The sequence below is a fragment of the Thalassospira profundimaris genome, from assembly GCF_003326755.1.
Classification (GTDB): domain Bacteria; phylum Pseudomonadota; class Alphaproteobacteria; order Rhodospirillales; family Thalassospiraceae; genus Thalassospira; species Thalassospira profundimaris_B.
On sequence record NZ_JPWH01000004.1, the window covers coordinates 22,663 to 35,377 of the forward strand.

General features: G+C 56.5%; 12 protein-coding genes. 6 read left to right on the plus strand and 6 right to left on the minus strand.

The window, feature by feature from the left end:
- Positions 1–126 precede the first annotated feature (126 nt).
- The 5 genes from TH25_RS25385 to TH25_RS06210 all read left to right on the plus strand — a co-directional run bounded on the left by TH25_RS25385 (position 127) and on the right by TH25_RS06210 (position 2,597).
- Positions 127–483, plus strand: coding sequence for an AtpZ/AtpI family protein (locus TH25_RS25385; RefSeq protein ID WP_258549053.1), 357 nt, complete (start codon positions 127–129; stop codon positions 481–483).
- A gap of 33 nt (positions 484–516) precedes the next feature.
- Positions 517–1,239, plus strand: a complete 723-nt coding sequence (locus TH25_RS06195) for a F0F1 ATP synthase subunit A (RefSeq protein ID WP_114087562.1) — start codon at positions 517–519, stop codon at positions 1,237–1,239.
- 61 nt (positions 1,240–1,300) lie between these two features.
- Positions 1,301–1,525 carry an ATP synthase subunit C family protein gene (locus tag TH25_RS06200; RefSeq protein ID WP_073953291.1) on the plus strand — a complete coding sequence of 75 codons (225 nt, stop codon included), beginning with the start codon at positions 1,301–1,303 and terminating at the stop codon, positions 1,523–1,525.
- A 77-nt stretch (positions 1,526–1,602) separates the two neighbouring features.
- Positions 1,603–2,088, plus strand: coding sequence for a F0F1 ATP synthase subunit B family protein (locus tag TH25_RS06205; RefSeq protein WP_114087563.1), 486 nt, complete (start codon positions 1,603–1,605; stop codon positions 2,086–2,088).
- A gap of 5 nt (positions 2,089–2,093) precedes the next feature.
- Complete coding sequence (locus tag TH25_RS06210) at positions 2,094–2,597, plus strand: F0F1 ATP synthase subunit B family protein (RefSeq protein WP_114087564.1); 504 nt, start codon at positions 2,094–2,096, stop codon at positions 2,595–2,597.
- Between the two features lie 90 nt (positions 2,598–2,687).
- On the opposite strand, the gene TH25_RS06215 is transcribed toward TH25_RS06210, so the two are convergent.
- Positions 2,688–3,437, minus strand: coding sequence for a class I SAM-dependent methyltransferase (locus TH25_RS06215; RefSeq protein ID WP_220151356.1), 750 nt, complete (start codon positions 3,435–3,437; stop codon positions 2,688–2,690).
- Positions 3,438–3,525: 88 nt separating this feature from the next.
- On the minus strand, positions 3,526–4,491 hold the full coding sequence (locus TH25_RS06220) for a glutathione S-transferase family protein (RefSeq protein ID WP_114087565.1): 966 nt from the start codon (positions 4,489–4,491) through the stop codon (positions 3,526–3,528).
- A 171-nt stretch (positions 4,492–4,662) separates the two neighbouring features.
- Between TH25_RS06220 and TH25_RS06225 the strand changes: the two genes are divergently transcribed.
- On the plus strand, positions 4,663–5,622 hold the full coding sequence (locus tag TH25_RS06225; RefSeq protein WP_114087566.1) for a LysR family transcriptional regulator: 960 nt from the start codon (positions 4,663–4,665) through the stop codon (positions 5,620–5,622).
- A gap of 68 nt (positions 5,623–5,690) precedes the next feature.
- On the opposite strand, the gene TH25_RS06230 is transcribed toward TH25_RS06225, so the two are convergent.
- Genes TH25_RS06230 through TH25_RS06245 form a run of 4 tightly spaced genes read right to left on the minus strand, consistent with a single transcriptional unit; the run spans position 5,691 to position 12,599 of the window.
- Positions 5,691–7,763 carry a hypothetical protein gene (locus tag TH25_RS06230; RefSeq protein WP_114087567.1) on the minus strand — a complete coding sequence of 691 codons (2,073 nt, stop codon included), beginning with the start codon at positions 7,761–7,763 and terminating at the stop codon, positions 5,691–5,693.
- The gene (locus TH25_RS06235) at positions 7,760–10,618 is read right to left on the minus strand and encodes a DUF4159 domain-containing protein (RefSeq protein WP_114087568.1); all 2,859 of its coding nucleotides are present in this window, start codon (positions 10,616–10,618) and stop codon (positions 7,760–7,762) included. Before TH25_RS06235 ends, TH25_RS06230 begins: the two co-directional genes overlap by 4 nt.
- Complete coding sequence (locus TH25_RS06240) at positions 10,615–11,556, minus strand: DUF58 domain-containing protein (protein WP_114087569.1); 942 nt, start codon at positions 11,554–11,556, stop codon at positions 10,615–10,617. Before TH25_RS06240 ends, TH25_RS06235 begins: the two co-directional genes overlap by 4 nt.
- Positions 11,556–12,599: an AAA family ATPase gene (locus tag TH25_RS06245; protein ID WP_114087570.1), complete on the minus strand. Its 1,044-nt coding sequence runs from the start codon at positions 12,597–12,599 to the stop codon at positions 11,556–11,558. The genes TH25_RS06240 and TH25_RS06245 overlap by 1 nt, the downstream gene beginning before the upstream one ends.
- Positions 12,600–12,715 lie beyond the last annotated feature (116 nt).

The following is a 12,715-nucleotide window of genomic DNA, read 5'->3' on the forward strand; positions in this document are numbered from 1 at the left end:
TTAATTGGGGTTTTCGATGCCAGGAACATCCGGGTTTTACGGCTTGACAGCCTATGGGGGGCTAAGTATGTTGCCCGCGCCTTTCCTTGTGTTGCAGGCAAGGCTGTCACAGCGGGGTTTGTCACAGTGAGCGAAGATAAAGATCGCGCTTCTCTGGCGGAACTGGATCGCAAACTGGCGGCCGTGGCTGGACGGCGTGAAGAAAAGCATGGCCCGGTTTCGGGTGGCCGGAAAAGTTCATCGGCAGGCATGGCATTAGGCATGCGCATATCGGCGGAAATGATCGCCTCGACGGTGGTCGGACTGCTGATTGGTTGGGGACTGGACCGGTTTTTTAATACGATGCCTTTGTTACTTGTCCTTTTTGTCATTCTTGGGGCAGGTGCCGGGGGCCTTAACGCCTATCGCGCAGCCAAGGGCTATGATAGTGCCATTGGACTTGGGCGTGCGATGGGGAAGCCCAAGCAGGGGGACAAGGAATAATCCTTGGCCTGACAAGATTGAGCGAGGATTACGGTGGCTGGACCGCTAGAGCAGTTTGAAATCAAGCCGTTGGCTGAAATCTCGGCAGGTGGCTTTGATATTTCCTTCACCAATTCCGCCCTTTGGATGGTGATCGCAGCCGTTCTCGTAACGGCGTTCATGACGCTTAGCATGCGTCGTGGCGCACTGGTGCCAGGTCGCTGGCAGGGTGCCGCCGAGGTGATGTATGAATTCGTCGCCAACATGCTCAAAGATAATGTGGGATCGGCCGGGCGCAAGTATTTCCCGTTCGTTTTCACGCTGTTCATGTTTGTGCTGTTCGGGAACCTTCTGGGGATGATCCCGCACGGCTTTGCCTTTACGAGCCACATTATCGTGACCTTTGCGATGGCTCTGGTGATTTTTATCGGTGTGACGATTATCGGCTTTGCGCGCCACGGAACGCATTACTTCCGCATGTTCTTTCCGGAAGGCGCCCCGATAGCAACCGCGATCATTTTGATCCCGATTGAAATCATTTCCTATTTCTCTCGTCCGTTCAGCCTGGCAATCCGACTTTTCGCGAATATGACGGTCGGCCACATCATGCTGAAAGTGATTGGCGGTTTCGTCGGATTGATCGGCATTTTCGGCGTACTTCCCTTCGCGATGCTGACGGGGATTACCGTTCTGGAGTTCGGCATTGCCGCGCTTCAGGCCTATGTTTACACAATTCTCACCTGCATCTATCTCCATGATGCAATCCATATGCACTGATGTGCTGTGGACTGGTGTGATCTTTTCTTATTGCCTTTAAGAAATTCGAAAGGGTGAAGTTATGGAACTCGATGCTGCGAAAATGATCGGTGCTGGCCTGGCTGCTATTGGTATGATTGGTGCCGGTATCGGGGTGGGTAACATTTGGTCGAGCCTGATTGCGACCGTTGGCCGTAACCCGGCTGCCAAAGCTGACGTTGAACTTTATGGCTGGATCGGCTTTGCCGTTACCGAAGCTATTGCACTGTTCGCACTCGTCGTTGCGCTGATCGTTCTGTTCGGCTAATCGGCGCCTTTTGCGCGAATACTCGGCCCGGCGAGGGTTTGCCCTCTCGCCGGCGTCGTTGAATTCGGGAGTAGGCTATGCCGCAGTTTGATATTACGTCGTTTCCGTCCCAGATTTTCTGGCTGTTTGTTGTTTTCGTCATCCTGTACATTCTGATGTCGAAAATTGCATTGCCGAAAGTTGGTGATGTTCTGGAACGCCGTCACAAGACTATCGAAGACAATCTTGGCAAGGCACGGGCGTTGAAAGACGAAACCGATGCCGCCATCGCACGGTATGAAGCAGCCCTGGCAGAAGCCCGGGAAGCGGCCCATGCCGACATTCGCGAAGCATCGGAAAAGGCTGCCGCACAGCAGGCCGCCGAAACCGAGGCACTGGCCAAGCAATTGTCTGAAAAGACATCCGCAGCCGAAAAACGGATTGCAGATGCCAAGACAGCCGCCCTGGGTGGTGTGTCTGAGGCCGCGGCTGATATTGCCCGCGAAGCAACTGCAAAACTGATCGGCGTCAAGGTCCAGTCCAAAACTGCTGAAAATGCAGTTTCGGCAGTCATTGGGGAGTAAACACCTTGGAAGCAGAACACGGTAGTTTCTTCACCAATCCGGAAACCTGGGTTACTTTTGCATTCCTTTTGGTCGTCATTTTTGGCGGCATGAAGGTTGTGAAAGGTATCTCGGCAGCACTTGACAAGCGTTCGAGCAAGATTTCCAACGAACTTGACGAAGCCCAGCGCCTGCGTGAAGAAGCTCAGGAGCTTCTGGCCAAATACCAGGCCAAGCAGCGCGAGGCCCTGAAAGAGGCGGATGAAATCCGTGCTCATGCCAAGGCCGAAGCTGACCGGATGCTGGCAAGTGCCAAGGCCGAACTGGAAGCGTCGCTCAAGCGTCGTGAACAGCAGGCAATGGACCGTATCAGCAACCTGGAAGCCCAGGCCGTGGCTGAAGTTCGTGCCCGCGTGGCCGAAATCGCCACCCAGGCAACCCTTGCAATGGTGAGCGAAAAAGCCACCGGCGCGAAGGCAGAAGAGCTGGTTGATCACGCGATTGCCGAAATCAAAGGCCGTCTGAATTAATTTTCAGGTCTGTATGTCAAACGTTAAAACCCCGGGGTCTGTGCCTTGGGGTTTTTTCGTGCCTGGATTTTTGCGTAATCGGCTGTGCGTTCATCGTGGCTTTTCGGCTGCCAGGATTAAAAATGGCGGTCGCCGGCGGTGCTTCTGCCATTTGGCATCGGCTGCTTCTTTTAGCGGTTCCGGTTCCAGCAATCGGGTAATCTGCAACCCGGCATCCAGCAGGCCATTTACATACGTTTCGACGGTGCGATGATATTTGATCACATCATCGACAAACCAGTGCGTGTGCCGGGGGCCTTCATCGCGGTAATGATCCACCGGCCAGAATTGCTTGTTTCCGGCGTCATCCTGATACCATTTCTGTGCGGCAAGGGCAGTACAGATGGGGTGTTCGACGGAAAAGACCAGGCGGCCCCCGGATTTGAGGCGCTTGGATATTTCGCCAATCGCGGCGGGGTAATCGGCAACATAATGCAGTGCCAACGAAGATATGATCAGATCAAACGGTTTACCGGCAATTTCCATGTCTGCCAGATTTTCAATCGCGCCCTGGATAAAGACGATTGCCGGGTCGTTTGTGATGTGTCGGGCTGCATCCAGCATCTTGCTGGAGACATCAATGCCCGTTACCGATGCGGCCTGTTGTTGGCGGGCGTAGCGGGCAAAATCGCCAAAGCCGCACCCGAGATCAAGAATCGCAAGCCCCTTAAGGCTTGGTGTCAGCAGACTGCGCAGGGCGGGCTGTTCCAGAACATCGTTCAGGCCCGTGCCCGTTTGCCGCAAGGAACGATAGCCGTCATGGAAGGTCGGGTCGTCATAGATATTCTGGATTTTGGGCATGGGACTCACCATCAAACAGGTCGGGATTTTCTTTGTGGCCTGTTTGATGGCGTGCTGCAAGCGATCGGCAAACAAAAGATAAAGGCAATTAGCCTTCAAACCGTTTTGCGCGGTCATGCGGGGCATTAAAATCCAGGTCCGGACCAACAGGGACAATGCCGGTCGGGTTGATCATGGTGTGGCTTTCGTAATAATGGCCTTTGATATGATCAAAATGGACCGTTTCGGCGATGCCAGGCTGTTGATACAGATCGCGTGTATAGGCCCAAAGGTTGGGGTAATCCTTGAGCATCCGTATGTTGCATTTGAAATGGCCGTGATAGACCGCATCAAAGCGGATCAGGGTGGTAAACAGGCGCCAGTCTGACTCGGTCAGGGCATTTCCGGCCAGATAACGCTGCGTTGACAGCCGTTCTTCCAGCCAGTCCAGGGTTGAAAACAGGGTTGTGACCGCTTCTTCATAGGCCTGCTGTGTTGTGGCAAAGCCGGATTTGTAAACCCCGTTATTAACATCGTGATAAACGCGCTCGTTTACCGCATCAATTGCGGTACGCAGATGTTCGGGGTAATAGTCGCCTTCTTTTGCGCCCAGGCCGTCAAACGCTGTATTGAGAATACGGATGATTTCCGAGGATTCGTTATTGACGATGGTGTTGTTTTTTTTGTCCCACAAAACAGGCACCGTCACGCGCCCGGTATAATCCGGGTCGGCATCGGTATAGACCTGATACATGAAATCACGGTTGCCAAGGTCGTCAGCCAGGCCCTCTTCGGGCGCAAATTCCCAGCCATTTTCCAGCATCCGCCAGTGCACGACGGAAACGGAAATCATGTCTTCCAGACCCTTGAGTTTGCGAAAAATCAGCGCACGATGCGCCCACGGGCAGGCATAGGAAACATAGAGATGATAGCGCCCCTTTTCCGCCGGGAAAGGCGCATCTGCGTCAGAGGCGATTTCGTTGCGAAAGGCACTTTCCTGACGCTTGAATTTACCGCCGGTGGATTTGGTGTCGTACCACTGGTCTTTCCAGATACCGTCAACCAGCAATCCCATAATGATATCCTTCCTGTTTGGTCGGCCATATTTTGACCAGCGTGCGTCTTTAACGATGTTGTCTCTATTTTGGTGTTTTCCAAGTTGAAGGCAATGGGGCGATGTGACATTAATTTGTTTCCAAATAGGCAACAGTAATGCGGCAAAGCCTGATGAGGTAAGGATAGAGTGATGCTGATTGGTAATCTGGATGGCATGACGGTTTTTGCCCGCGTGGTCGAGGAACAGAGTTTTTCCGGGGCCTCGCGCAAGCTGGGCATGTCGAAATCAGCCGTGAGCAAACATGTGACCAAGCTGGAAGACAGCCTTGGCATTCGCCTGTTGAACCGGACCACGCGCCGCCTGAGCCTGACCGATGCGGGGGCGACATTTTACCAGCATTGCGCCCGGGTGGTGGAGGAAATCGAATCGGCAGAACATGCCCTGACGGATTTGCGCGGAACACCGCGTGGGGTATTGCGTGTTTCTGCACCGCTGACATTCGGGCAGCGGTTTTTGCCCAACGTCGTTGCCGATTTTATGAAGCTGTATCCCGGCCTTAAAATAGATATTCAGTTGGCGGACCATATGGTGGACCTGGTTGCCGAAGGCTTTGACATGGCGGTGCGAATTACGCGGCTGCGCGATTCGAGCATGATCGCCCGCAAGCTGGCAGAATTTCATGGCCAGATGGTCGCCTCGCCGGAATATCTGGCGCGGCATGGTGTACCCAGGCATCCCAATGACCTGACAGAGCACGATATCCTGGCCTATAGCAATATGCCCAATCCAAATGTTTTGGAATTTGACGGGGCCGAGGGGCCGGTCAGCGTGCGTGTCAACCCGGCGATGTGGTGCAATAATGGCGAATTTACCGCCGTTGCCGCCAAACGGGGCCTGGGGATTGCCATCCAGCCCGAATTCATTATCGCCGAAGCCCTGCATAGCGGGGAGCTGGTGCCGATTATGCAGGATTATGTCCCGCGTATTGGCGGCGGAATTTATGCCGTTTATCCCGAACGCCGCCATTTGCCCACCAAGGTGCGTCTTTTTATCGATTATCTGGTCGAGCGATTTAACTCCGGCCTGGCAACCGAAATGCGCGGGCCGTGTGCAAATGTTGACCAGGCCGCTGTTCCGACCGGGGATTAGGCCCAGGACAGGCAATAATCCGGTCCGGTATTTGCGGGCCGAGATTGTTTTGTCTGCTGGGGAACGGGTTATCGCGTTTCGCGCCGCCAGCCAAACAGGCACAGCACAACCCCGATAACGGCAAGCAGCGGCAAGGGCAACAGGCTGGTGGTGGTGCCAATCAGGGTGCGGTAACTTTCGGTTTGCACAATACCGGCCCAGTTGCTGCCATGCCATTGGCCGCTGCGCTCAACACGTCGCCAGCCAGGCGCGCCGTTTTCCAGCCTGCCAATAAAGCCGTTATTTTCGGCGACCGTTTTTGCCAGAATTTCGGTTGTAGAGGTGGTGTTGCGGCGTTCGCGGGTTAAAATATCGCGATCCACATGCAGGGTGGTTTGGGTTTTGCCCTCGCTGTCGCGCGCGGTAATGCGGATCAGGCCCTGCTGTTCGATCGGGATACTGGCCTGCCAGGTCTGGTCGGTCTGGCGGGTAAAGGGGGCTTCGATGGCACGCCCGGTTACCGGGTCCTGTGCGGTTGCCATTTGCGGGGCCGCGCCAATTTTGCGCCATGTCAGGTTCAGGGATTTACCATCGACCGAGCGGGCGGTTTCGATGGTGTTTTCTTCCAGTGCCGGTTCTTTCATCAGCCAGTGTGACAGGCGGCGCAGCAGTTCGGCAATGGGCCCGCCGCCGTCATGCCCGCGCTGCCACAGCCACATCTGGTCGCTTGTCAGGATGGCGGCACGCCCTTCCCCCACCCGTGACAGCGTCAGCAGGGGTAAATCATTAATACCGGTCATCACCGTCATGGCCTGATTGTCGGTTTGGCGTGTTTCAAGCTGTCGGTACCATTTGCCCCATTTTTGCGTATTCTGGCGCGGCCCGGCGATGGCGGATGTCACAGGGTGCATGCGCCCGGTGTCATTGACCTTGGGGACAAATCCCTGCTCCAGGATGCGTCCGGTGGCGGAAAGCGGCATCATCTGGCCCAATATCGTATCGGCCAGTCCGTCATTGGCGACATATTCCGGCCCTGCCACCACAAGGGCCGCGCCACCACCCTGCACATAATCCACCACCTTTTCCAGATATTGTACCGGTAAAACACCGCGCCGCTGATAGCGGTCAAAAATGACCAGATCAAACTGTTTGAGGCGCACCTCGAACAGGTCGCGAATGGGAAAGGGAATGAGGGCGAGTTCGTTAATCGGGGTGTCGTCGCCTTTTTCCGGCGGGCGCAGAATGGTGAAATGCACCAGATCAACCCCGGGATCGGCACGCAGCAGGTTACGCCAGGCGCGTTCCCCTGGATGCGGTTCCCCCGATAGCAGCAGGACGCGCAATCGGTCGCGCACACCGGTGGTTTCAAGGATTAACCGGTTGTTGCTGGTATCGGCCTCGCCCGGCAGGGCGGGTACACGCAATTCGGCCAAAATCGGGCCGGCATGGGTGATGGGAATTTTGACAGATGTTTTCTGATTGGCCGGCAAATCAAAGCGGCGCACCGTACCATCTTCCTGCAACAGGGTCACGCCAAGGGGGCTGCCCGGGGCTAGGTCCGGGTCAATGGCCTCGACAATGAATTCGGCCTCTTTGCCAACAATGCCATAATCAACATTTGCGTGTATTTGCAGTCGGCGGTCGCGTTCGTCCTGGGTGCCGGTTACAAGGACATGCAAGGGGGCATTCAGTTTCAGGCTGGCGGGGACATCATGCACCTGCCCGTCGGTGATCATGATAACCCCGGCCAGACGTTCGCGCGGGATGCCACCTAAAAGCCGGTCCAGGGCGGCAAACATGTCAGTTTCGCTTGCGCCGGGGATGTTTTCGATGCGCAGGTCAATGTCGGGGTTGTTATCATATTCCTGTTGCAAATCGGCAATCGCCTGATCGGTCTGGGCGTCCCGGGTTCCCAGTTTCTGGCTGTCAGACCGGTCCGCCAGTACCAGGACGATGTCGCTAAGTTTTTCGCGCGACTGATCGGTAAATTGCGGGGCGAGCAACCCGACCAGCAACAGCGCCATCATCACAGCCCGCCAGACAAAACCGCGCAGGCGCAAGGCGAAGAGCAGCACCAAAAGCCCGATACCTGTCAGTGCCAAAATACCCAGCCAGCCGGTATCAATCAGCGGGTTTATCTGAAAATTCTGCCAGTTGCTCATCGGCCCAGCCTTTCAAGGATGGCGGGCAAATGAACCTGATCGCCCTTGTAACTGCCGGTGAGAGCGTAAATCACCAGATTGACACCAAAGCGTAAGGCCAGTTCATGACGGCGCGGTGAAATATCGTCTATCGGGTTGCTGGTGGCCTCGCCGTAGCGTTCCAGCTCCAGCCGGGTGGGCACCCAGGATGCTGCCCAGTCATTGCCGCCAAACAGAACGGACGCCACACCATCCAGCCGCGGGTCCGGCCGGGCATCGACCCACAGGGGGGCATCAAACCGGCCATAAGCCTGATCGAGCAGATAAAAACTGCGAAAAACCACATGATCGGTGGGCGCGCGGGTGAGTGTTGGAATCTCGACCCCGGCCAGTAGGCGTCGCAGACGTGCCGGTTCCACCTCGCGGTCGCGGCTGTCAATCAGGATCATGCCGCCATTGGCAAGGTAGCGGTTAAGCTGTTCGCGCCCATAGGCCGAAATGTCATTTTGCCCTTCGGTCAGCGGCCAGTAGATCAGCGGATAAAAACTAAGGTCATCGGTTTGCGGGTTGATCATACTGGGAGGTGCCAGATCGGCGGCAGTGCGGCGGCGCAATGTTTCGGTCAGTCCGGTCAAACCGGCCTGGCTGAGGCGGTCAATGGCGGCAACGCCGGTTTCCATATAGGCAAGGCGCGGATGAAGGGCAGCCTGAAAGCTATCGCGCCGGGGCGATGTGTTTTCCTGTGCCGATGCCTGCGGTGCCATTCCGGTTATTGTCAGTGCAAGGCCCAGACTTCCGGCCAGCACCACGAGCATACCCAGCCGGTTAAAGGGCGTTGACGATTTGTCAGCAGGTGTTTCCGGGCGGAGTGAAATTGTGGTTTCCCCGCCGGAAGATGACGGGCGGCTGCGCATTTTTCGCCCGTGACGATAGCCCTGAAACCGGTTGTTCATCCCGGTCAGAATTAGGATCAGCGTATCAAGCAAAAACAGGCAGAACGCGGCAAAAACACACAGGGCGGCGAGGTCCAACTGGTCGTCATCGGCAAGGGTTTTTTGATCTGTCTGTTCGGGCCAGCGTATCGGTTTGTCGAGGCCTTGGATAAACGGGCCCAGATTATGGGCAACGGCCTGCCCGTTTTGCCCGTAAATGCCCGGTGGGTGGCGCGGGTCGGGCATTTCGGTGGTGTTTTGCAATCCCAATATGGTCGGGTCGGGCTGATGGGGCTGTCCAAAACCATCGAGAATGGATTGGGGCGGCAGCAGTGACTGAATTGTGCCAGAGGACGGATTATCCGGGCTGGCAAGGGGCAGGATGCGCTGCCAGATTTGCACAAACAGCCCCGACATGGGCAGATTGGACCAGTCCGCCCACGGCGTGACATGAAACAGGACAATGCGACCGGCATTTTTTGCCACACTGGTGACAAGCGGTGTCCCGTCACTCAGCCGTGCCCATGTTTTTTCAACAATGTCACGGTCCGGTTCGGCCAGAAGCTGGCGGTTGATTGTGATGTCACCTGGAATGGGCAGGCCGTAAAACGGGCTGGTATCGCCAAAGGCGGCCAGGTGTTTGGGGCGTTCCCACGACATGGAACCGCCAAAATCGCGATTGCCCAGACGCAAGGTAACAGGCAGGAAACGGTCTTCGGGGCTGCTGGCACTGTCGCTGGCAAAACGGACCAGCAGGCCGCCCTTATCCAGCCAGCTTGCAAGTTTGATTTGCTGGCTGCCAAGGTCCGGGATATTTCCGGTCGTTACCAGAATATCCGGATTTTTTTCCAGAAGATCGGCAAGTGTGCCATAATGTATGTCAGCATAAGGCGATAAGGCCCGATCGAGAAAAAAGTACCGATCCGAAAGCAAAACCGGTCCTTCGCCTGAATTGACAACAATGCCAACCGTGCGCCGTTGCCATTTCGCCCCGGTCTGAAACAGGGCGGCAGCACTTTCGATACCCGCCAGCCCCAGGGTTTGAATGCCATTGGCAATATCGCCGGGCATTGAAATATCGATCTGGTTTTTGGTGGTGCCGCGTTCCAGTGTGGCCGGGTGACGCAGGATAACCTGGCCGCGACTGCCACGCGCAATAAGGGTTATCTGTTTTTCGTTTTGCAGGACGGGGTGGGTCAAATCGACTGTCATGCCGTTACGGTTGCGGTTTAACCCGGCCAGGACGATGGCGGTTTCCTGGCCCCTGGCGACGGGGTGGAGCACGATGAAGGGGGAAACGGCAGAAAGGTCATTTGCCAGTGTTTCCTTGCCCGGTGCGGTAATGTCGTCGCTGATCAGGATGGTGCCGGATATGGCGTTGATAATATCCTGCCGGGCCGAGATCATGTCGTCCAGGGCCTGATAATCAGGCTGCCAGGGACGGGGTTGAATGCGGTCAAACGCATTCTGGCTGGCATGGGGGGAAAGCGGGCCCTGGAGGGCGGGTAAATCGGTGCTGTTGGCCCCGGAGGTTTCGGGGGCCGTGACGGCAATAAAAATGGACTGGTTGTTCAAGCGGGCCTGATTGACGATCTGTTTCATGCCCTTTTGGTATTGCGGCCAGTTGGCCGCACTGGACCAACTGTTATCAACCATAACCAGAAGGGCCCCGTGATCGGGGGCGTAGTTTTTTTTGTTCAAGACCGGATGGGCGGCGGCCAAAATCAGGCAGAGCAGGATCGCGCTGCGCAAAATGGTTTGCCAGAGTGGCGCGTGTTCGGCATTGCGGCGGTTATTGGTGGCACCTAACAGCAACCGTGCCGCCGGGAAATGAATACGCCGGGGTTTGCGTGGCGCACTGCGTATGATTAACCATAAAACCGGTACCAGCAGCAGGCCAGCCAGAAGAACGGGATACAGAAATGTAAGGGCACCAAATGTCATGTCGGTTGCCCGCGCTCGGTCTTCGGGGCTGCATGGGTACCAGTGGGAATTGCCCGTTCTGTCATGTGCTGATACAGGGCCATTAGGGCCTGGCTGGGGCTGTCGGTGCTAACATGCAGGTTATAGAGCCACTGATTTAATGTTGCGGCATCGCGAATGCGCGCCCGCCAGTGGGCACTGCGCCTGGCAAATTCGGCGTGCTGGTCTTCAAATTTTTCACAATGCAGGACAAGATTGTCATCTGCATCGACAAAATCGATCCGGCCGGTAAAGTCGGCCACGCATTCCGCCGGGTCCAGAACCTGCATCAGGGCTCCGTCATTCTGGTTATGGGCCAGTCGGCGCAACCCTGCCACCGGTGAATCACCGGCGGCAGCATATTCCAGAAAATCGCCCAGGATCAAAACACTATGGCGACGACCGGGATGAATGGCTGTCAGCCCCTGGTCGGCATGGGCGGGGGTGTTTAACATGGCGTGGCCAAATTTTTCCAGTTGCTCGTGCACGGTGATGCGGGTGTGGGGCGCATCAAAGGTGCCCACGGTTTCACCATTGCGCAGCAAAAGATCGGCCAGGGCCAGGGCCATCACCATCATGCGGTCGGCCTTGGGGGGATGTTTTTCCGTTGAGGACCAAAAGGCAGAAGGGCTAAAAACAGGCCATATCCAGTAGGTGTGGCTGGCTTGCCATTCGGTTTGGCGAATAAAGGTGTGGTCGCTGCGGGCCGAACGGCGCCAGTCGATCTGGCCGGTCGGGTCGCCCGCGACATAGGGGCGAAACTGCCAGAAATCGCTGCCCGGCCCAACCTTGCGATTGCCATGCAGGCCGCTGCGCAATGCCGTTGCCAGCCGACGGGATTCGTCGATGAGCTGCGGCAGGCGCGCCGCCAGTGATCGGGCGGCGGCAATCTGGTTAGGCAAATTGCGCGCAGGCACCATTATGCGTGCTGGTCCCTTATTTTGGACAGAATATCGCGAATAAGCGAGGCGGCCGAATGACCATCGGCGCGCGCGCCATAGGTCAGGCCGAAACGATGGCGTAAAACCGGTATGGCAAGTGCGGCAACATCATCCAGCGACGGGGCAAAACGCCCCTGAAGCATGGCGCGTGCCCGGCAGGCCAGCGAGAGGGATTGTGCCGCGCGGGTGCCCGGCCCCCAGGCCACATTGTTTTTGATGGCGTCAAAGCTGGAACTTTCCGGGCGGCAGGCGCGGCAGAGCGCAATGATGGTATCCAAAACACGTTCGGGCATGGGCAGGCGACGGACAAAATCCTGTGCCTCGATCAATTCATCGGTATGCAAAATCTGGCGCGGGCGGGTGACATGGCGCCCGGTTGTTTGGGCAACAATCTGGCGTTCGGCATTCCGGTCCGGGTAGGCCAGGCGCACTTCCAGCAGGAACCGGTCAAGCTGGGCTTCGGGCAGGGGATAGGTGCCTTCCTGTTCCAGCGGGTTTTGGGTTGCCAGCACATGGAAGGGCTGCGGCAAAGCATGGCTGTAACCCGCAACCGATACCTCGCGTTCCTGCATGGCCTGCAACAGGGCCGATTGCGTGCGCGGGCTGGCACGGTTGATTTCATCTGCCAGCAGCAATTGGCAAAAAACCGGCCCCTTGATAAAGCGAAAGGAACGTTTGCCTTCCGCACCTTCTTCCAGGACTTCGGAACCCAGAATATCGGCAGGCATCAGGTCGGGCGTGAACTGCACGCGTTTGTCCAAAAGGCCCAGTGCTTTTCCAAGGGTATGCGCCATCAGGGATTTGCCAAGCCCTGGGGCACCAACCATCAGCACATGGCCGCCTGCCAGAATGCCAATCAGGGTTTGGTCAACGGCATCATCCTGGCCTAAAATGATCGAGGCGATCATATCGCGGGCTTCACCCAGACGGGCAACACAGGCATCAAGGCGGGCGGCATCCTGTTCCAGGCTGCTTTCGCGTGACATGCCAAATTCTTCAGGAAAGTGCTGCGTGTTTGTCATGGCCGTAAATTCCGCATCCTCTGTTGCATTGGATCTATCGGGCTGTCACACGGGCTGGACATTCCTGGATCGTAAACTAGCTCATATACAGGGTATATTAGAACTCTTGACCAGAA